Origin of the sequence: Micromonospora sp. NPDC051300, assembly GCF_044455315.1 — a bacterium.
Taxonomy (GTDB): Bacteria; Actinomycetota; Actinomycetes; order Mycobacteriales; family Micromonosporaceae; genus Micromonospora; species Micromonospora robiginosa.
Map to the genome: position 1 here is coordinate 80074 of NZ_JBITEP010000009.1, position 18710 is coordinate 98783.

Annotated in this window: 15 protein-coding genes; 8 read left to right on the forward strand and 7 right to left on the reverse strand. The window is 72.5% G+C overall.

All coding sequences use genetic code 11. The features are described from left to right. Positions 1–111: 111 nt before the first annotated feature. Genes ACIA5A_RS12770 through ACIA5A_RS12785 form a run of 4 tightly spaced genes read right to left on the reverse strand, consistent with a single transcriptional unit; the run spans position 112 to position 3504 of the window. Complete coding sequence (locus tag ACIA5A_RS12770; RefSeq protein ID WP_396760346.1) at positions 112–1077, reverse strand: amino acid ABC transporter permease; 966 nt, start codon at positions 1075–1077, stop codon at positions 112–114. Beyond that, positions 1074–1781 carry an amino acid ABC transporter permease gene (locus ACIA5A_RS12775; protein WP_396760349.1) on the reverse strand — a complete coding sequence of 236 codons (708 nt, stop codon included), beginning with the start codon at positions 1779–1781 and terminating at the stop codon, positions 1074–1076. The genes ACIA5A_RS12770 and ACIA5A_RS12775 overlap by 4 nt, the downstream gene beginning before the upstream one ends. Positions 1782–1817: 36 nt before the next feature. Beyond that, a complete protein-coding gene (locus ACIA5A_RS12780) occupies positions 1818–2696 on the reverse strand; it encodes a glutamate ABC transporter substrate-binding protein (protein WP_396760352.1) in 879 nt (292 codons plus the stop codon). A gap of 52 nt (positions 2697–2748) precedes the next feature. Then, positions 2749–3504 carry an amino acid ABC transporter ATP-binding protein gene (locus ACIA5A_RS12785; RefSeq protein ID WP_396760354.1) on the reverse strand — a complete coding sequence of 252 codons (756 nt, stop codon included), beginning with the start codon at positions 3502–3504 and terminating at the stop codon, positions 2749–2751. Between the two features lie 196 nt (positions 3505–3700). On the opposite strand from ACIA5A_RS12785, the gene selD reads away from it, so the two are divergent. From selD to miaB, 3 genes are all read left to right on the forward strand, one after another. Then, positions 3701–4690 (forward strand): selenide, water dikinase SelD, encoded by a 990-nt coding sequence (gene selD / locus ACIA5A_RS12790; RefSeq protein WP_396760357.1) that lies wholly within the window; start codon positions 3701–3703, stop codon positions 4688–4690. Positions 4691–4893: 203 nt separating this feature from the next. Further along, positions 4894–5373, forward strand: coding sequence for a hypothetical protein (locus ACIA5A_RS12795; RefSeq protein WP_396760360.1), 480 nt, complete (start codon positions 4894–4896; stop codon positions 5371–5373). A gap of 52 nt (positions 5374–5425) precedes the next feature. Next, entirely contained in the window at positions 5426–6928 is a 1503-nt protein-coding gene (gene miaB, locus ACIA5A_RS12800) for a tRNA (N6-isopentenyl adenosine(37)-C2)-methylthiotransferase MiaB (RefSeq protein ID WP_396760363.1), read from the forward strand. Between the two features lie 99 nt (positions 6929–7027). On the opposite strand, the gene ACIA5A_RS12805 is transcribed toward miaB, so the two are convergent. Beyond that, entirely contained in the window at positions 7028–8662 is a 1635-nt protein-coding gene (locus tag ACIA5A_RS12805) for a cellulase family glycosylhydrolase (RefSeq protein WP_396760366.1), read from the reverse strand. 386 nt (positions 8663–9048) lie between these two features. Next, positions 9049–10257 carry a DUF349 domain-containing protein gene (locus ACIA5A_RS12810; protein WP_396760369.1) on the reverse strand — a complete coding sequence of 403 codons (1209 nt, stop codon included), beginning with the start codon at positions 10255–10257 and terminating at the stop codon, positions 9049–9051. A 201-nt stretch (positions 10258–10458) separates the two neighbouring features. On the opposite strand from ACIA5A_RS12810, the gene ACIA5A_RS12815 reads away from it, so the two are divergent. Genes ACIA5A_RS12815 through dapF form a run of 3 tightly spaced genes read left to right on the forward strand, consistent with a single transcriptional unit; the run spans position 10459 to position 12946 of the window. Then, positions 10459–11178: a hypothetical protein gene (locus tag ACIA5A_RS12815; RefSeq protein WP_396760371.1), complete on the forward strand. Its 720-nt coding sequence runs from the start codon at positions 10459–10461 to the stop codon at positions 11176–11178. Further along, the gene (gene miaA / locus ACIA5A_RS12820) at positions 11163–12092 is read left to right on the forward strand and encodes a tRNA (adenosine(37)-N6)-dimethylallyltransferase MiaA (protein ID WP_396760656.1); all 930 of its coding nucleotides are present in this window, start codon (positions 11163–11165) and stop codon (positions 12090–12092) included. The genes ACIA5A_RS12815 and miaA overlap by 16 nt, the downstream gene beginning before the upstream one ends. An 8-nt stretch (positions 12093–12100) precedes the next feature. Beyond that, a complete protein-coding gene (dapF, locus tag ACIA5A_RS12825) occupies positions 12101–12946 on the forward strand; it encodes a diaminopimelate epimerase (RefSeq protein WP_396760374.1) in 846 nt (281 codons plus the stop codon). Between the two features lie 784 nt (positions 12947–13730). Here the strand turns inward: dapF and ACIA5A_RS12830 are convergent. Further along, positions 13731–15203 carry an NAD-dependent malic enzyme gene (locus tag ACIA5A_RS12830; protein ID WP_396760377.1) on the reverse strand — a complete coding sequence of 491 codons (1473 nt, stop codon included), beginning with the start codon at positions 15201–15203 and terminating at the stop codon, positions 13731–13733. A 199-nt stretch (positions 15204–15402) separates the two neighbouring features. On the opposite strand from ACIA5A_RS12830, the gene hflX reads away from it, so the two are divergent. Then, complete coding sequence (hflX, locus tag ACIA5A_RS12835; protein WP_396760380.1) at positions 15403–16866, forward strand: GTPase HflX; 1464 nt, start codon at positions 15403–15405, stop codon at positions 16864–16866. Between the two features lie 50 nt (positions 16867–16916). Continuing rightward, a complete protein-coding gene (locus ACIA5A_RS12840) occupies positions 16917–18662 on the forward strand; it encodes a hypothetical protein (protein ID WP_396760383.1) in 1746 nt (581 codons plus the stop codon). The last annotated feature ends 48 nt before the right edge of the window (positions 18663–18710 follow it).

Sequence of the window (18710 nt, forward strand, 5' to 3'; positions counted from 1 at the left end):
GAGCGGGGTGAGTGGGGGGCGCGTGCCCGGGGACCCCGCTCCCCCCCGCGGCCCACTCCCGCGCGCGGGGCGGGCGGTTGCCCCCCGGCCCGCCCCTTCTCGCGTCAGTCGTCAGTTGCCGCCGGCGCCCTCGGCCTGGGAGGCGAGCACGGCGGGCGGCGGGGTCGGGGCCGGGCCGGTGGTCTTGCGGCCGCGGGAGAGGCGACGCTCGGCGTACTGCGCGAGCTTCGACAGCGTGTAGTTGATCGCGATGAAGAGCACGGCGATCACGGTGTAGACCTGGATGGGGTTGCCCAGTACGCCGATGATCTGCTTGCCGATGTTGAGCGTCTCCTCGTAGCTGATGATGAAGCCCAGCGAGGTGTCCTTGAGGACCACCACGAGCTGGCTGATCAGCGCCGGCAGCATGATCCGGAAGGCCTGCGGCAGCAGGATCAGCCGGGTGCTCTGGAACGGGGAGAGCCCGACCGCGGCGGCGGCCTCGGCCTGACCGCCGGGCAGCCCCTCCATGCCGGAGCGCAGGATCTCGGCGATGACCACCGAGTTGTAGACCGTCAGGCCGATGACGAGGTACCAGAGGTTGTCGAACGAGATCCCGAACTCGGGGAAGCCGCGCGCCACGAAGAAGATGGTGATGACGACCGGGAGGCCGCGGAACACCTCGACGCAGACCCGGGTCACCACGGCCAGCAGCCGGTTGAGCCCACGCAGGACGTAGGCCAGGGGGGTGGCCATGCCGGTGAACCGCCGCCGGGTCAGGCTCTTGAGCTGGATCCGCAGTACGGCGAGCAGGGTGCCGACGACGAGCGACGCGACGATGGCCAACGCGGCGGCGATCAGGGTGTTCTTCAGCCCGACCCAGAGCCGCTGCCAGACCTGGGAGAAGTTCTCGTTCGACGGGTCGACGAGCGGACCCCACAGCTCCATCGAGAGCTGACCCTTGTCCGCCAGCGGGCGGTAGATCAGGAAGTACGCGCCGATCAGCACCACCGCGACCGCGACCAGGCTGCTGATCAGCGTGATCCGGCGCTGGCGCGGGCCGGGGACGTCGTAGAGGACGCTGGTCTGCCGGCTCATCGGGCCACCGCCTGTCGCTTCTCGATCTGGTCCAACAGGGCGCCGAGCGGCACCGTCATGATCAGGTAGCCGACGGAGATGCCGATCGCCACCGGGATGAAGGCGTAGCCGCCCGCGGAGGTGAGCTGGTCGGCGGTCTGGGAGAGGTCGCCCACCACACCGAAGAAGCCGACGAGCGCCGAGTTCTTGATCATTGCGATGATCACCGAGCCGAGCGGCACGATGGAGGCCTTCCACGACTGCGGCAGCACCACGTGGCGCAGGTTCTGGCCGAACGTGAGGCCCAACGAACGGGCCGCCTCGGCCTGGCCGGCGGGCACCGCGTTGACGCCGGAGCGCAGCGCCTCGCAGACGAACGCCGCCGTGTAGAGGACCAGCGCGATCAGTCCGAAGCGGAAGTAGGGCAGGTCGGTGCCGAGGCGGCTGAAGACCGCCTCCAGCCCGGGGATCCGCAGGAAGTTGGCGTTCGAGCCGAGCGCCGGCAGGCCGAACGCGGCGAAGAACAGCACCACGGTCAGGGGCATGTTCCGGAAGATGTTCACGTACGTGGTGCCGACGGCGCGCAGCGGCGGCACCGGCGAGATGCGCAGCACCGCCACGACGGCACCCAGGATCAGGGCGCCGATCGCGGCGAGTACGCAGATCTGGAGGGTGAGCCAGAACCCGCCCGCGAAGACGTCGAACTTGTCGATGAGCACATTCACGGGTCGGTTTCCTCCCCACCCTCCGGATCGGACGGATCAGTAGCGGTTGACGGTCGGGGCGTCGCCCAGCGTGGCGCCGAACTTGCCGGCGGTGTCGTCCCAGGCCTTCTTCCAGCTACCGTCCTGGAACGCCTTGTCCAGGGTGTCGTTGATGAAGTTACGGAAGTCGGTGTCCTCCTTCTTGACACCGATGCCGTAGGGCTCCTTGGTGAAGTTGTCGCCGGCCATCTTGAAGGACGCCTCGTCCTTGGCGATGTAGCCGAGCAGGATGACGTTGTCGGTGGTGACGGCGTCGACCTGCTTGCCCTTCAGGGCGTCGCGGCACTTGTCGTAGGTGTCGAAGAGCACCAGCTGGGTGGCGACGTCCTTGACGTACTTCTTGATCTCCTCGGCCGGGGTGGAGCCGGTGACCGAGCAGACCTTCTTGGTGCCGTCCTTGAACGAGTCCGGGCCGGTGATGGCGGCCTCGTCCTTGCGCACCATGATGTTCTGGCCGGCCTCGTAGTACGGCCCGGCGAAGGCGATGCGCTCCTTGCGCTTGTCGTTGATCGTGTAGGTGGCCGCGACCAGGTCGACGGTGCCGTTCACGATGACGTCCTCACGGACCTTCGACGGCGTCTCGACGTACTCGATCTTGTCCTCGGGGATGCCGAGTTCCTTCACGATGAGCTTCGCGACCTCGACGTCGAAGCCCTCCGGCTTGCCGGAGAGGCCCTTCTGGCCGAAGCCCGGCTGGTCGAACTTCGTGCCGACCTTGATCTTCTGGGCCTTGTTCAGCCGCTCCATCGTGCTGCCGGCGGCGAAGTTCTTGCTGCCGGCGCCGGTGTCCTCGTCGTCACCGTCGCCGCCGCAGGCGGCCAGGCCGAGCGCCAGAGTCGCCGCCGCGGCGACCGCGGCCATGCGCTTGTATCGCATACACATCTCCTTCTTCGACGGAGCCGCCCGGGGACGACTCCACTACGGACGCTCAGTGCGTGAGGATCTTGGAGAGGAAGTCCTTGGCCCGCTCGCTGCGCGGGTTCGCGAAGAACTCGGCCGGTGGGGCGTCCTCGACCAGTTGCCCGTCGGCCATGAAGACGACCCGGTTGGCGGCGTGCCGGGCGAAGCCCATCTCGTGCGTGACCACCACCATGGTCATGCCGTCGCGCGCCAGCGAGGTCATCACGTCGAGCACCTCGCCGACCATCTCCGGGTCGAGGGCGCTGGTCGGCTCGTCGAAGAGCATCGCCTTGGGCTGCATGGCGAGCGCGCGGGCGATGGCGACCCGCTGCTGCTGGCCGCCGGAGAGCTGCGCGGGGTACTTGTCCGCCTGGTTGGCGATGCCGACGCGGTCGAGCAGGGCCAGGCCGCGCTCGCGGGCGGCGGCCGGCTTCTCCTTGCGGACCTTGACCGGCCCGAGCGTGACGTTCTCCAGGATGGTCTTGTGCGCGAAGAGGTTGAACGACTGGAACACCATGCCGACCTCGCTGCGCAGCTTGGCCAGGGGCTTGCCCTCGGCCGGCAGCGGCTGCCCGTCGAACGTGATGGTGCCGTCGTTGATCGGTTCGAGCCGGTTGATGGCCCGGCACAGCGTCGACTTGCCGGAGCCGGACGGGCCGATCACCACGACCACCTCGCCCCGGCCGACGGAGAGGGACACGTCGTCGAGCACGTGCAGCGGCCCGAACCACTTGTTGACCCCGTCGAGCACGATCAGCGGGTCGCCCGTCGTCACGTCGTCCACCGTCCCTGTCGGTCGTGCCGGAACCGGGGTCGGTCGACCGCCGGTTGGGCAACTGTAGGCGGCCTGATGTGGCGGTACGCAACCCAGATGGTCACGGAGCGGTAACACCGGTCACCGGCGTCCCGGCGCGTCCGAAATCCGGCACGGCCGGAGCGTCCGAGTGGCGGCGACGTCCGGTCGCGGAGATCATGAGGCGATGACCGACACGTTCCGGCTGACCGATCACGCACGCGGTGGCGGCTGCGCCTGCAAGATCCCGCCCGGTGAGCTGGAGGCGATGGTCGCCGGGCTCGGTCCGAGCGGCGGCACCGCCGACCTGCTGGTCGGCCTGGATAACGGCGACGACGCCGCGGTGGTCCGGCTGGACGAGCGCACCGGCCTGGTGACCACCGCCGACTTCTTCACCCCGGTGGTCGACGACGCGTACGACTGGGGTCGCATCGCCGCCGCCAACGCGCTCTCCGACGTGTACGCGATGGGCGGCACCCCGCTCGTCGCGCTCAACCTGCTCTGCTGGCCGCGCGAGGTGCTGCCGCTGGAGCTGGCCCGCGAGGTGCTGCGCGGCGGGCAGGACGTGGCCCGGGAGGCCGGCTGTCACCTGGCCGGCGGGCACAGCGTCGACGACGACGGCCCGAAGTACGGCCTGGCGGTCACCGGCGTGGTCCGACCCGACGAGCTGATCACGCTCGACGCGGGCCGGGCCGGGCTGCCGCTGTCGCTGACCAAGCCGCTCGGCGTCGGCGTGCTCAACACCCGGCACAAGCAGACCGGCGAACGGTTCGCCGAGGCGGTCGAGTCGATGGTCCGGCTCAACCGGGACGCCGCGCGCGCGGCGGTCGAGGCCGGCATCCGCTGCGGCACCGACGTGACCGGCTTCGGCCTGCTCGGACACGCCTCGAAGCTGGCCCGGGCCAGCCGGCTGACGGTCGTGATCGACACCGCCGCGGTGCCGTACCTGCCCGGCGCGCGGGAGGCGCTGCGCGACGGGTACGTCAGCGGCGGCACCCGGCGCAACCTGGAGTGGGTGACGCCGTGGACGGACGCCGGCGACGCCGACGAGTCGGAGCGGCTGCTGCTGGCCGACGCGCAGACCTCGGGCGGGCTGCTGGTCGCCGGCGAGGTGCCGGGCGGCACGGTGATCGGCGAGCTGCTGCCCGCCTCCGACCGCCTGATCCGGCTGCGCTGACGCGCCGCGTCGGTGCGCGCGGCGGAGCACGATACCCGATAAACTGTCATCTTCCCGCTACTCAGGGCAACGTCGCCCAGGGAAATTTTGCCCGGAATGGTCACAGACCGGTAACTTGCCCCCGGTCGAGGTCAAATGCCCCCCACCATCGTCAGTAAGGCCCGATCCGGAGGCCGGTGGGACGAGCGCAGCGAGGAGGCGGCATGACCGAGCTGTGGAACTGGAGAATCGACGGCGGCGCGCCGGTGGAGGTCTACCCGGCGATGGCCGAGGCGCTCGGCCGGGTGGTGATGCCCCTGGCCGTCGCCGACCCGGTCCGGCTCCCCGCGTACGCGGTGGTCTGCGACGTGTGGGAGGCGCCCGGGGCGTACGGCACCGTGGTCGACTGTTACGGCGTGCCCGAACGCCTGGCCGAGCTGCCCGCGATCGCGGCGCTGGCCCGGGTGCTGGGCCGCAACTGCCTGATGCGCGACGACACGCTCGACGCCGGACGGCACCTGCTGGTCGCCCCGGACGGCACGATCCGCCCGGTGCACTTCGACGTGGTCGAGACCGACGACGGCGAGGTGCTCAGCAACCAACGCCTCTGCACCGAGGCCGACCCCGGCTGCCGGGGCTGGTCGCGCTGCCACCGCTCCCGGTGGGCGCCCGACTCGGTCGGGCCGGCGCTCGCCGCCGCCTGACCGGGTCCGCCCGTCGCCGGCCGTCGACCCGCCCGGATACGCTGTCCGGGTCATGACTACCGCAGCCGCGGGCAGCCCGCGCACCTATCAGGTGCGCACGTACGGCTGCCAGATGAACGTGCACGACTCCGAGCGCATCTCCGGCCTCCTGGAGGACGCCGGCTACGTGCGCGCCCCCGAGGCCGGCGACCAGCCCGACGTGGTGGTGTTCAACACCTGCGCGGTCCGGGAGAACGCCGACAACCGGCTCTACGGCAACCTGGGTCACCTGCGCCCCGTCAAGGCGAAGCACCCCGGGATGCAGATCGCGGTCGGTGGCTGCCTCGCCCAGAAGGACCGCGGCGACATCGTCCGCAAGGCCCCCTGGGTGGACGTGGTCTTCGGCACGCACAACATCGGCTCGCTGCCGGCGTTGCTGGACCGGGCCCGGCACAACGCCGCCGCCGAGGTGGAGATCCTGGAGTCGCTGGAGGTCTTCCCCTCCACGCTGCCGACCCGGCGCGAGTCGACGTACGCCGGGTGGGTCTCCATCTCCGTCGGCTGCAACAACACCTGCACGTTCTGCATCGTGCCGTCGCTGCGCGGCAAGGAGAAGGACCGCCGTCCCGGCGACGTCCTCTCCGAGGTGCGCGCGCTGGTCGCCGAGGGCGTGCTGGAGGTGACCCTGCTCGGGCAGAACGTCAACTCCTACGGCGTCGAGTTCGGCGACCGCTACGCGTTCGGCAAACTGCTCCGAGCCTGCGGCGACATCGACGGGTTGGAGCGGGTCCGGTTCACCAGCCCGCACCCGAAGGACTTCACCGACGACGTGATCGAGGCGATGGCCGAGACGCCCAACATCTGCCACTCGCTGCACATGCCGTTGCAGTCCGGCTCCGACGACGTGCTGCGCGCGATGCGCCGCTCGTACCGGTCGGAGCGTTACCTGGGGATCATCTCCAAGGTCCGGGCGGCGATGCCGGACGCGGCGATCACCACGGACATCATCGTCGGCTTCCCCGGCGAGACCGAGGACGACTTCGCGCGCACCCTGGACGTGGTCCGGGAGGCCCGGTTCTCGTCGGCGTTCACCTTCCAGTACTCCAAGCGCCCCGGCACCCCGGCCGCCACCATGGACGGTCAGTTGCCCAAGCAGGTCGTGCAGGAGCGCTACGAGCGGTTGGTCGCCTGCGTCGAGGAGATCACCTGGGCGGAGAACAAGAAGCTGGTGGGCGAGACCGTCGAGGTGCTGGTCGCCGTCGGCGAGGGCCGCAAGGACGAGCGCACCGGCCGGATGTCCGGGCGGGCCCGCGACGGCCGGCTGGTGCACTTCGCCACCGGCGACCTGGCCGGGCAGATCCGTCCCGGCGACATCGTGCACACCGCCGTCACGTACGCGGCCCCGCACCACCTGAACGCGGACGGTGCGCCGCTGGCGCACCGGCGCACCCGGGCCGGCGACGCGGCCGACGCGGGGCGCGCCCCGCGTACCCCCGGGGTGCTGCTCGGGCTGCCGACGATCGGCGCGCCGGCCGAGTCGCCCGCCCCCACCACAGGCGGTTGCGCCGTCCGCTGACCCGCCCGCGTCGAAGGAGGGGCCCCTTCTTAACACCGAGTGTTAAGAAGGGGCCCCTCCTCTACCGAATGCGTTAAGAGGGGGCCCCTCCTTACACCATCAGCAGGCGGTGCCGTTGAGCTTGACGGTGGCGGGGGTGGCGGCGGTGCCGTTGGCGGTGAAGCCGACGGTCACCGAGGCACCCGGCGCCAGCGACGACGCCCAGTTCGGCGCGGCGGCCGTGACCGTCGTGCCGGACTGCGTGACGGTGGCGTTCCAGCCGCTCGCAAGCGTCACCCCGGACGGCCAGGTCCAGGTGACCGACCAGGGGTTCACCGCGGCGGTGCCGGTGTTCTTCACGGTCAGCTCGCCCTGGAAGCCGCCGGCCCACGCGTTGACCTGCTTGTAGCCGGCGGTGCACCCGCCGCTCGGCGCCGGCGTGGTCGGCGTCGGGCCGGGCGTGGTCGGGTTCGGCGTGGGGGAGCCGGTGCCGGTCGGCGTCGGGTTCGGATTGCCGCCGCCGGACGGCGGGATCAGGTAGGGCTGGAGGATGGACTGCTTGGCCTGGTTGACAGTGGTCCAGTCGTCGTTGGCGATGCCGCCGGTGTCACCCGAGTTGGGGTTCCACGACCAGTAGGTGAACGACATGCCGTTGACCCCGGTGCCGGTGTAGGCCATCAGGTTCTCCAGCCAGATCCGGTCCTTCGGGTCCTGGAGCGTGGTGCCGAACTCGCCCATCATGATCGGCGCGATGTTCTGCTTGTAGAGGTAGCCCCAGTACTTGTCCCAGATCGCCGGCATGTTCGCCGGGTAGCTCGGGTCGTCGAACCAGGCCTGCCGGTAGACCGAGGTGGCGTACTCGTGCGGCGAGTAGACCAGCCGGTTCGCCACGTTCAACCGGACCGGGAACTGCCCGGCCTTGGAGAGGTTGCCGCCCCACCAGCCGCAGTCCTCGTCGTTGCTGGGGTCGTTGTCCCAGACGTTCGACAGGCCGCCGCTCGGGCAGCTCACCCCCTCCACGAAGATCAGCCAGTTCGGCTGCACGCCGAGGATCGCGTTGCCGGCCCGCTCGGCGGCGAGCCGCCAGTCGCGGGCGGTGTCGCCGCAGCCCCAGCAGGCGCCGGTGGCGGCCGGGTTGGTGCCCTCGGCGTGCGGCTCGTTGTGCAGGTCGGCGCCGATCACTGTGGGATTGTTGGCGTACCGCTGGGCCATCGTCTTCCAGTCGTTGATCCAGGTCGCCTCGGAGACCCCCGAGGTGTACCAGAGCGGCGACTGCCCGGCCGAGGTCGGCCGGTGGCGGTCCAGGATGACCCGCATCCCCTTGCTTCCCGCGTAGTCGATGACCTTGTCCAGGATCTGCAGCGGGGAGAGCCCGATCAGGTCCGGGTTGACGAAGTCGTTGATCCCGGTCGCGGTCGCGCCCGGCTTGATGGCGTCGTTCGAGTAGGGGATGCGCAGCGTGTTGTAGCCCAGGCGGGCCATGGTGTCGAGCTGGCCGCGCCACGGGTTGCTCGACCACAGGCCGTGGAAGGTCTTGTTGTCGGTCTCCATGCCGAACCAGTTGATGCCGGTGAGCCGGACGGTCGCGCCCGTGCTGTCGACGATCTTGTTGCCGCTGGTGTGCAGGTAGCCGGTTCCGGTGCCGCCGGCCGCCGCGGCGGCCGGGGTGGTGCTGACGGCCACGGCGACGAGGATGCCGGCCGCGGCGGTGGCGAGCGCCGTCAGGGCGCCGCCGAGGGCGGTGCGTCGGTGCATGGAAGCTCCACTTCGGATGCCCGCGCCGCACAGGCGCCGCGGGCGGCAGGACCAGGAGACACGGCACGCTCGTCATCGAGTACGCGGACAGCGTCCACCGGGCCGTGACGTGGACGGCCACCCAGCGGGAGGCACCGGCGACAGTCGACGGCGGTGATCAGCCGTCGACGCCCTCGCGCCGGTGTCGGAACCTGGCTCCGCCGCTCATTCTGATCAGCCCACCTCGATGCGTCAACCCGACCCCGACCGGCCCGGCTCCGGCCGCGGGCCCGCGCGGTCGGCCGGCAGGGGCGTGCGCGGCCGGTGCGCGCGTGTCCGGGCTGCCCGGCGCCCGGACACGCGGGAGCCCCCGGGTCGGGCGACCCGGGGGCTCCGTCGTGCGTGCGTCAGCCGGCCTGCTCGGCGAGCTGGAGGAACTGCCGCTTCGAGGCGAGCGCCGACTCGGCCTCCTTGACCCGGCGGTTGTCGCCGGCCGCCTGGGCCCGGGCCAGCCGGTCCTCGGCCTCGGCGACCTGGGCGCGCATCTGCGCCAGCAGCGGGTTGTCCTCCTTGGAGGTGCGCCGCCACGCCGAGTCCATCACCTCGCGGACCTTGTCGTCCACGGCCCGCAGCCGGCGCTCCAGACCGGCGGCCGCCTCGCGCGGCACCCGGCCGGCCTCGTGCCACTGGGCCTGGATCTCCCGCAGCTTCGCCTGCGCGCCCTTCGGGTCGCCGTCGACGTCGAGCGCCTCGGCCTCGGCCAGCAGCGCCTGCTTGCGCTCCAGGTTGCCCCGCTGCTCGTTGTCCCGCGCCGAGAAGACCTCACTGCGGCGGGTGAAGAACTCGTCCTGGGCGGCCCGGAACCGTTCCCAGAGCTTCTGCTCGGCCTCCTTGGCGGCGCGCGGCGCGGCCTTCCACTGGGCCATCAGGTCCTTGAGCTGGCCGGCGGTGACGCCCCAGTCGGTCGACTCCTTGAGCTTCTCCGCCTCGGCGACCAGCTCCTCCTTGACCGTCTGCGCCTGCTTGCGCTGCTGGTCGAGGGAGGCGAAGTGGGCGCCCCGGCGGCGGGTGAAACCGTCGCGCGCGGCGGCGAACCGCTTCCACAGCTCGCCGTCGGACTTCTTGTCGACGCCGCGGATGGTCTTCCACTCGTCGAGGATCTCCTTGAGCCGGTCACCGGCGGTCTTCCAGCCGGTCGACTCGGCGGCCAGCTTCTCGGCCTCCTCGACCAGGGCGGTCTTGCGGGCCAGCGCCTCACCCCGGGCGGCCTCGCGGGCGGCCTTGGCCTCGCCGGCCTTCTCCTCGGCGACCGTGGCCAGCTTGTCCAGCCGGGCGGCCAGGGCGTCGATGTCGCCGACCACGTGCGCCTCGGGCAGCGACGCCCGGATCCGGCGGATCGTGGCCAGCGAGCCGCCGGCGTCCGCCGCGCCCGAGTTGAGCCGGGCCTCGGTCAGGTCGACCTCCGTCACCAGGTCGGAGAAGCGCCGGGCGAAGTGGGCGAGCCCTTCCTCCGGGGCGCCCGCCTGCCAGGATCCGACCACCCGCTCGCCCTCGGCGGTCTTGACGTAGACGGTGCCGTCCTCGTCCACCCGGCCGAAGGCAGTCCAGTCGCTCATGTGCCCATCCTCGTTCTCCCGGCGTCGAGGGACCAGCCCCCGGTCGCCGCCACGGCGCAGCAAACTTTCTCCCGGCATTGTCACAGGTCCGCCCCCGTCCGTGTCGAGCGCCTGTCGTCGACCGTGACCATACGGTGTCGTACGCCCTCGATGACCGGATCGGCGCGGGGACGCACCGGGCGGCGACGATAGGTTGGAGCCGTGCCCCTGGTCGCCGCCGCCGTCTGCCCCCACCCGCCCCTGCTCGTGCCCGAGGTGGCCGGCGCCGCCGCGCCCGAGCTGGACGACCTGCGTGCCGCCGCCGACGCCGCGGTCGCCCGGCTGCTCGCCACCGAGCCCGAGGTGCTGCTGCTGGTCGGCGCGGGCCCCGGGACGGAACGTCTCGGCACGGCCGACTACGGGTCGTTGCGCCCGTTCGGGCTTGACCGGTTCGTCCGGCTCTGGAAGGTCAACTGCTCGGGTGTCGACGCGCTGCCGCTGAGCCTCACCATCGGGGCCTGGCTGGTGCACCGGTCCGGCGCCGAGCTGCCCCGACTGGCCTGGACGGTCGCCGCCGACGCCTCCCCGGCCGAGGCGGTCGCGCTGGGCGCGACGCTGGTCCCGGACGACGATCCCCGGTGCGCGCTGCTGGTGCTCGGCGACGGCTCGGCCTGCCGGGGTGTCACCGCTCCGGGCTACGACGACCCGCGCGCCGAGGCGTACGACGAGGGGGTCGCCGCGGCCCTGGCCAGCGCGGACGCCGACGCGTTGCGCGACCTGGACCCGGTGCTCTCCGCCGAGTTGCGGGCCGCCGGACGGGCGGCCTGGCAGGTGCTGGCCGGCGCGGTCGGCGCGGCGGGCGGCGACTGGCGCGGTGAGCTGGGCTACCACCGGGCGCCCTACGGCGTCGCCTACCTCGTGGCGAACTGGGAGCGGGCGTGAGCGCGGACGGGATCGTCGTCGCGGTGGTCGGGCCGACCGCCGCCGGGAAGTCGGCGCTGAGCATCGCGCTGGCGCACGCCCTCGGCGGCGAGGTGGTCAACGCCGACTCGATGCAGCTCTACCGGGGCATGGACGTCGGCACCGCCAAGCTGACCCCGGCCGAGCGCGAGGACGTGCCGCACCACCTGCTCGACATCTGGCCGGTGACCGAGCCGGCCAGCGTGGCGGAATACCAGAAGCTGGCCCGCGCGGCGGTCGACGACATCCTGGCCCGGGGGCGGGTGCCGCTGCTGGTCGGCGGCTCCGGGCTCTACGTGCGGGCGGTGCTGGAGCAGTTCGAGTTCCCCGGCACCGACCCGGCGCTGCGGGAGCGGCTGGAGGCGGAGCTGGCCGAGGTGGGTCCGGGCCCGCTGCACGCCCGCCTGGCCGAGGCGGACCCGGAGGCGGCGGCCGGCATCCTGCCCAGCAACGGCCGGCGGATCGTCCGGGCGCTGGAGGTGATCGAGCTGACCGGCGCGCCCTTCACCGCGTCGCTGCCGGCGCCCACGCCCTACTACCCGTCCGTGCAACTCGGGGTCGACCTGGACACCGCCCGGCTGGACGAGCGGATCGCGCTGCGGGTCGACCGGATGTGGGCCGACGGCCTGGTCGACGAGGTGCGGACGCTCGTCGGCGAGGGACTGCCGGCCGGGCGTACCGCCGGCCGGGCGCTCGGCTACCACCAGGTGCTGCGCTTCCTGGCCGGTGAGCTGACCGAGACCGAGGCGTACGAGGAGACGATCCGGGCGACCCGGCGCTTCGTCCGCCGGCAGCGCTCGTGGTTCCGCCGCGACCCGCGCGTGCACTGGCTCGACTCCGCCGCGCCCGACCTCTTCGGGACGGCGCTGCGGGTGGCCGCCGGGGATCGGGGATGATGGGGAGCGTGGAGTTCACCAAGGGCCACGGCACCGGCAACGACTTCGTCGTCCTGCCCGACCCGGACGGCACGCTCGACCTGACGCCCGGCCTGGTCGCCGCGCTCTGCGACAGGCGACGCGGGATCGGCGGCGACGGCGTGCTGCGGGTGGTACGCGCCGCGAAGCACCCCGACGGCGTCGCGCTGGCCGACGAGGCCGAGTGGTTCATGGACTACTGGAACTCCGACGGCTCGTTCGCCGAGATGTGCGGCAACGGGGCCCGGGTTTTCGTGCGCTACCTGCTGGCGACCGGGCTGGTCGCCCCGTCGGGCGGGACGCTGCCGGTGGCCACCCGGGCCGGTCTGGTCCGGGCGCGCGTCGAGGGCGCGGACGTGGCGGTCGAGATGCGGCGTCCGCGGCTCCACGACGCGGCCACCGCCACCCTGGGCGGGCTGACCCTGACCGGCGCTGCGGTGGACGTCGGCAACCCGCACCTGGTGTGCGCGCTGCCCGCCGCGTTGGATCTGGCCGGACTGGATCTCACCCGCGCGCCGGAGATCGACGCGTCGGTCTTCCCGACCGGGGTGAACGTCGAGTTCACCACGCCGGGCGAGTCGGTCGACGGCGCCGACGCGCACGTGCTGATGCGGGTCTACGAGCGGGGTTCGGCCGAGACGCTCTCGTGCGGCACCGGCGCCTGCGCGGTGGCGGCGGTGGCGCTGCGCGACGCCGACCGGGAGACCGGTGTGGTGGCGGTGGACGTGCCGGGCGGCCGCCTCACCGTCACCGTGACGCCCGACTCGTGCTGGCTGTCCGGTCCCGCCGTGCTGGTGGCCACCGGAACCCTCACCCCGAACGCGCTGCGCCCCTGACGCTCGGCGGCACCGCGCCGCGCCCGTCGTCGCCGGCGGCGTGCCGGCTCGACCCCGCTCGACCCCGCTCGGTCCCGCTCGGCAGGTTCGCCCGCTTCGGTCCGGCGGCCGGACTCGTGCGGTCGCGGCACTGCGGCTCCGCGGCACTGCGGCTCCGCGGGTGACCACGCAGCGTGAATCTCCGCGATCGATGTGCACTTTTGGTTGGTATGCCTCTCAGTCATAAATATGACTGAGAGGCATACGGCTCTCCGGGCGATCCTTCTTTACCGAACCGACACGCCGAGACTGCGCGTGCCGTGGGTGCCTCGGGCGACCACCCGGCCTGGCCCGTCGTGAGCCCCGTTGCCGCAGACGGCGTCGAGGCCGGCCCCGCCCTCCGCCGTGCGGCGGCCCCGGTGGGGCCCAGATCAGCCGATCCGCGACGGTCAGGTTCGCGGGCAGGTTCTGGGCGGCAGGTCCGACAAGCGGGTTCCGCCGGCAGGTCCGGGCGGCATGTTCGGTCGGCGGGCTCGGTCGCCCGGCGGGCTCGGTCGGGTGCCGCGGATCGGGACCTCGGCAACGCTGGTCAGGACGCCGCGCCGTGCTGGTCAGGACGCCGCGCCGTGCTGGTCAGGACGCCGCGCCGTGCTGGTCAGGACGCCGCGCCGTGCTGGTCAGGACGCCGCGCCGCGCTGGTCAGGATCCTGGACCGCGAGTCGGATCCTGGACCGCGCGGGTCGGGACCCTGAATCGCGCGGTCGGCGCGCGAGGCGGGAGGCCCGGCCGCCGAACGGAGCCGGCCTCAGGGGGTGGCGCTGGCGTTGGCGGCGATCTCGGGGAGGTCGGCGGGGCCCGGGTCGGCGGCCGGCGGCGGCGTGACGGCCGGGTTCTGCGCGGCGGCCCGCACGGCGGCGGCCACCGCGGGCGCGACCCGCGAGTCGAAGACGCTGGGCACGATCACCGTCGGGTTGATCTTGTCCTCGCCGACCACGTCGGCGATGGCCCGGGCCGCCGCGATCGCCATCTCCTCGGTGAACTCCTCGGCGTGCGCGTCGAGCATGCCGCGGAACACGCCCGGGAAGGCGAGCACGTTGTTGATCTGGTTCGGCTGGTCGGAGCGGCCGGTGGCCACCACTGCGGCGTACTTGCGTGCCTCCCGGGGGTCGACCTCCGGGTCCGGGTTGGCCAGCGCGAAGACGATCGCGTCCTTGGCCATCGCGGCGACGTCCTCGCCGGTGAGCAGGTTGGGCGCGCTCACCCCGATGAACACGTCCGCGCCGCGCACCGCCCCGGCCAGGTCGCCGGCGTAGTTCTCCCGGTTGGTGTTCTCGGCCAGCCACTGCCAGGCCGGGTTCAGGTCGGGCAGTCCGCGGTGCAGGGCGCCCTGCCGGTCGTACGCGATGATGTCGCCCACGCCCTGGCGCAGCAGCAGCTTCATGATCGCGGTGCCGGCCGCGCCGGCGCCGGAGACCACGACCCGGACGTCCGCGAGCTGCTTGCCCACGACGCGCAACGCGTTGGTGAGCGCGGCCAGCACGCAGATCGCGGTGCCGTGCTGGTCGTCGTGGAAGACCGGGATGTCCAGGGCCTCGCGCAGCCGGGCCTCGATCTCGAAGCAGCGCGGCGCGGCGATGTCCTCCAGGTTGATCCCGCCGTACGCCGGCGCGATGGCCTTGACGATCGACACGATCTCGTCGGTGTCCTGGGTGTCCAGCACCACCGGCCAGGCGTCCACCCCGCCGAAGCGCTTGAACAGGGCCGCCTTGCCCTCCATCACCGGCAGCGACGCGGCCGGCCCGAGGTTGCCCAGGCCGAGCACGGCGGAGCCGTCGCTGACCACGGCCACCGTGTTGCGCTTGATGGTGAGCCGGCGGGCGTCGGCCGGGTTCTCGGCGATCGCCATGCAGACCCGGGCCACCCCCGGCGTGTACGCGCGGGACAGCTCGTCGCGGGTGCGCAGCGCGACCTTCGGGGTGACCTCGATCTTGCCGCCGAGGTGCAGCAGGAACGTCCGGTCGGAGACCTTGCGCACGTCCACCCCGTCGAGCCCGGTGAGCGCGTCGACGACCTGGTCGGCGTGCCCGGCGTCGGCGGTGTCGCAGGTCAGGTCGACGATCACGTTGGTGGGGTCGGAGTCGACCACGTCCAGCGCGGTCACGATGGCGCCCGCCTCGCCCGCCGCGGTGGTCAACCGGCCGATGGAGGAGGCGTCCGCGGGTACCGCGATCCGGATGGTGATCGAGAATCCGGCACTCGGCAGTCGGGTGATGGCCACGAGAAAACACTCCTCCGTCGGCGCTGAGCGGCTCGACTGGCATTTCTACCCGCAGGTCCGGGCCGGCCGGCAGCCGGCCCCGCTACCGGTGGGTAGCGCCACGGGCATAACGCGGATGCGTCCGGCGTTGTCACATGTCAGGATTGCTGTCACGCGCCGAAAATTCTCGGCGATGCACATAACGGACAGGAGACGCGGTTTGCGCGAGCAGGAGACCTTCCATCCCTACGAGGACGACGAGCTCGACGCCACCACAGGTGACTACGAGCTGTCGGAGCGGCAGGCGCTGCGGCGGGTCCCCGGCCTCTCCACCGAGCTGACCGACATCACCGAGGTCGAATACCGCCAGCTCCGGCTGGAGCGGGTCGTCCTGGTAGGTGTCTGGACCGAGGGCAACCAGTCCGACGCGGAGAACAGCCTCACCGAGCTGGCGGCGCTGGCCGAGACGGCCGGCTCGCAGGTGCTCGAAGGGCTGATCCAGCGTCGCAACCGGCCCGACCCGGCCACCTACATCGGTCGGGGCAAGGTCGACGACCTGGGTGCGGTGGTGCTCTCCACCGGCGCCGACACGGTCATCTGCGACGGTGAGCTGTCGCCGTCGCAGCTTCGCAACCTGGAGCAGCGCACCAAGGTCAAGGTGGTCGACCGCACCGCGCTGATCCTCGACATCTTCGCCCAGCACGCCAAGAGCAAGGAGGGCAAGGCGCAGGTCGAGCTGGCCCAGCTCGAATACCTGCTGCCGCGCCTGCGTGGTTGGGGTGAGAGCCTCTCCCGGCAGACCGGTGGTAGCGGTCGTGGCGGTGGCGCCGGCGGCGGCGTGGGTCTGCGTGGTCCCGGTGAGACGAAGCTGGAGACCGACAGGCGTCGCATCCGGCACCGGATCGCCCGGCTGCGTCGCGAGATCAAGAGCATGACCACGGTACGCCAGACCAAGCGCGCCCGGCGCTCCCGCAACGCCGTGCCGGCCGTGGCCATCGCCGGCTACACCAACGCCGGCAAGTCCAGCCTGCTCAACCGCCTCACCGGGGCGGGCGTGCTGGTGGAGGACGCGCTCTTCGCCACGCTGGACCCGACCACCCGACGGGCGACGACGTCCGACGGCCGGCTCTACACGCTCTCCGACACGGTCGGCTTCGTCCGGCACCTGCCGCACCAGATCGTCGAGGCGTTCCGCTCGACGCTGGAGGAGGTCGGCGACGCCGACCTGGTGGTGCACGTGGTCGACGGCACCCACCCGGATCCGGAGGAGCAGGTCCGGGCGGTCCGCGAGGTGCTCGCCGAGGTGGGCGCCGACCGGCTGCCGGAGCTGCTGGTGGTGAACAAGACCGACGCCACCGACGAGGAGACGATGCTGCGGCTCAAGCGGCTCTGGCCGGACGCGGTGTTCGTCTCGGCGTACCGCGGGCGCGGGATCGACGAGCTGCGCGAGGCGGTCGAGCGGCGGCTGCCGCGGCCGGCCGTCGAGGTCCGCGCGGTGCTCCCGTACGACCGGGGTGACCTGGTGGCCCGGGTGCACCGGCAGGGCGAGGTGCTGAGCACCGCGCACCTGCCCGAGGGCACGTTGGTGCACGTGCGGGTGGGTCAGGCGCTCGCCGCCGAACTGGCCCCCTACCGGGCGGGTGACCGACTCACCAGCGAGGAGCGGGTGGGCGCGGGGCGGTGAGCCGTCCGGCGTCACCCGCCCGAAACCCCTGTCGTGCGACACTGAGCGCCATGCGGCACGTTGTCTCCTCGGTCATGCTCGCGCTCGGCCTGGTCGGCGCGGTCGTGGCGCCGGCCGGGCCGGTCGCGGCGGCCCCCGCCGCGGCCCCGGTGCTGGCCGCGGCTCCCAAGAAGAAGTGCACGGTCACCGACGACCGGCTGCGTGAGCTGTCCGGCCTGGTCGCCACCGCCGACGGCTATGTCGTGATCAACGACGGCTCGGACGATCCCGGCCGCAAGCGGGTCTTCTACCTGGACGCCAAGTGCAAGGTCGACAAGGAGGTCCGATACTCCGGTGACGGTCCCCTCGACACCGAGGACCTGGCGCTCGGGCCGGACCGTAAGACGCTCTGGATCGCCGACACCGGTGACAACATCGAGAAGAAGACCCGGCGCGAGCGTGTCGCGGTCTGGACGATGCCGCTGAGCGGGTCCAAGGAGCCGGTGCTGCACCGGCTCAGCTATCCGGGCAAGGAGCCGCACGACGCCGAGGCGTTGCTGGTCGGTGACGACAACCTGCCGCTGGTGATCACCAAGGATCTCTCCGGCAAGTCGGAGATCTTCACCCCGACCGTGAAACTGAAGGCGAGCGGCGACACCGAGCCGATCCCGATGAAGAAGGTCGGCGAGGTCACCCTGCCGAAGACCAACACGGAGAACAAGCTCGGCTCGCCGGGGCGGGCGCTTGTCACCGGTGCGGCCCGGTCGCCCGACGGCACGCGGGTCGTGCTCCGCACCTACGCGGACGCGTTCGAGTTCGACGTGGCCGGCGGCGACATCGTCAAGGCGATCAGCTCCGGCAAGCCCCGGGTCACCCCGCTGGCCGACCCGTTCGGCGAGGCCATCTCCTACACCCCCGACGGGAAGTCGTACGTCACCGTCTCCGACGGCGGCTCGCTGGACCCGACCGACCCGATCGACATCCTCGGCTACACGCCGTCCACCAGCGGGGTGGAGGCGCTGCCCAACGGCGGCAAGGTCGCGACAAAGGCGGCCGCCTCCCAGAAGTCCTGGCTCGAAAGCCTCTCGCTCGACGAGATCACGTACCTGATCGCCGCGGTCGGGGTGCTCGGCGCGCTCCTGGTCGGCGCCGGGGTGTTCGGCATCCTGCGGGCGCGACGCAAGCCGGCGCCGGTCGCCGCGGCCGACGGGTCGGAGCGCAGTGGCGAGTTCCCGGTGAACAGCGGCTTCCCACCCGGCAACCGGCCCGACGCCCCGCCGCGCGGCGGGGTCTACGGCGGCGGTCAGGGCGGCGTCTACGGCGGCTCCGCCAACGGCGAGCGGCCGGCGGGCGGCGGTGTCTACGGCGGCGGCCGCCCCGCCGGCGGCGCGGTCTACGGCGGCGCGCCCCAGGGCGGCCAGCCGGGCGGTGGCGGCGCGCAGGGTGGTCGGCCTCCGGGTGGTGGCGGCGCGCAGGGTGGTCGACCGCAGGGTGGTGGACGACCGCAGGGTGGTCGCCCGCCGGCCGGGGGCGGCTCCCAGGGCGGTGGGGTCTACGGCGGCGGTGGCGCGGACCGGGCCGGCCCGGGCGGCGTCTACGGCGGCGGCGGTGGCCAGGGCGGTGCGCGTCCGGCCGGTGCGCCGGGTGGCGCCGGCTACCGCGGGCAGCCGGGTGGCGGTGGCCGGCGTGGTGACGGCGGCCGGGCCGAGCCGCCGCGACGCGACTCCCGGGACCCGCGTGGCGCCCGCCGCGACGACGACCCCGGCCGCTACGGCCCGGTGCCCGGTGGCCGGGAGCCGCGGGGCGACCGCTACTGAGTCGACACGAGGGGAGGGGGCGACCGCCGGTCGCCCCCTCCTCCGTTC

Bases quoted from the DNA above. Each gene is read 5' to 3' on its own strand.
- ACIA5A_RS12770 (WP_396760346.1), bottom strand. From the start codon at position 1,077: ATGAGCCGGCAGACCAGCGTCCTCTACGACGTCCCCGGCCCGCGCCAG.
- ACIA5A_RS12780 (WP_396760352.1), bottom strand. From the start codon at position 2,696: ATGCGATACAAGCGCATGGCCGCGGTCGCCGCGGCGGCGACTCTGGCG.
- selD (WP_396760357.1), top strand. From the start codon at position 3,701: ATGACCGACACGTTCCGGCTGACCGATCACGCACGCGGTGGCGGCTGC.
- ACIA5A_RS12795 (WP_396760360.1), top strand. From the start codon at position 4,894: ATGACCGAGCTGTGGAACTGGAGAATCGACGGCGGCGCGCCGGTGGAG.
- miaB (WP_396760363.1), top strand. From the start codon at position 5,426: ATGACTACCGCAGCCGCGGGCAGCCCGCGCACCTATCAGGTGCGCACG.
- ACIA5A_RS12805 (WP_396760366.1), bottom strand. From the start codon at position 8,662: ATGCACCGACGCACCGCCCTCGGCGGCGCCCTGACGGCGCTCGCCACC.
- ACIA5A_RS12810 (WP_396760369.1), bottom strand. From the start codon at position 10,257: ATGAGCGACTGGACTGCCTTCGGCCGGGTGGACGAGGACGGCACCGTC.
- ACIA5A_RS12840 (WP_396760383.1), top strand. From the start codon at position 16,917: ATGCGGCACGTTGTCTCCTCGGTCATGCTCGCGCTCGGCCTGGTCGGC.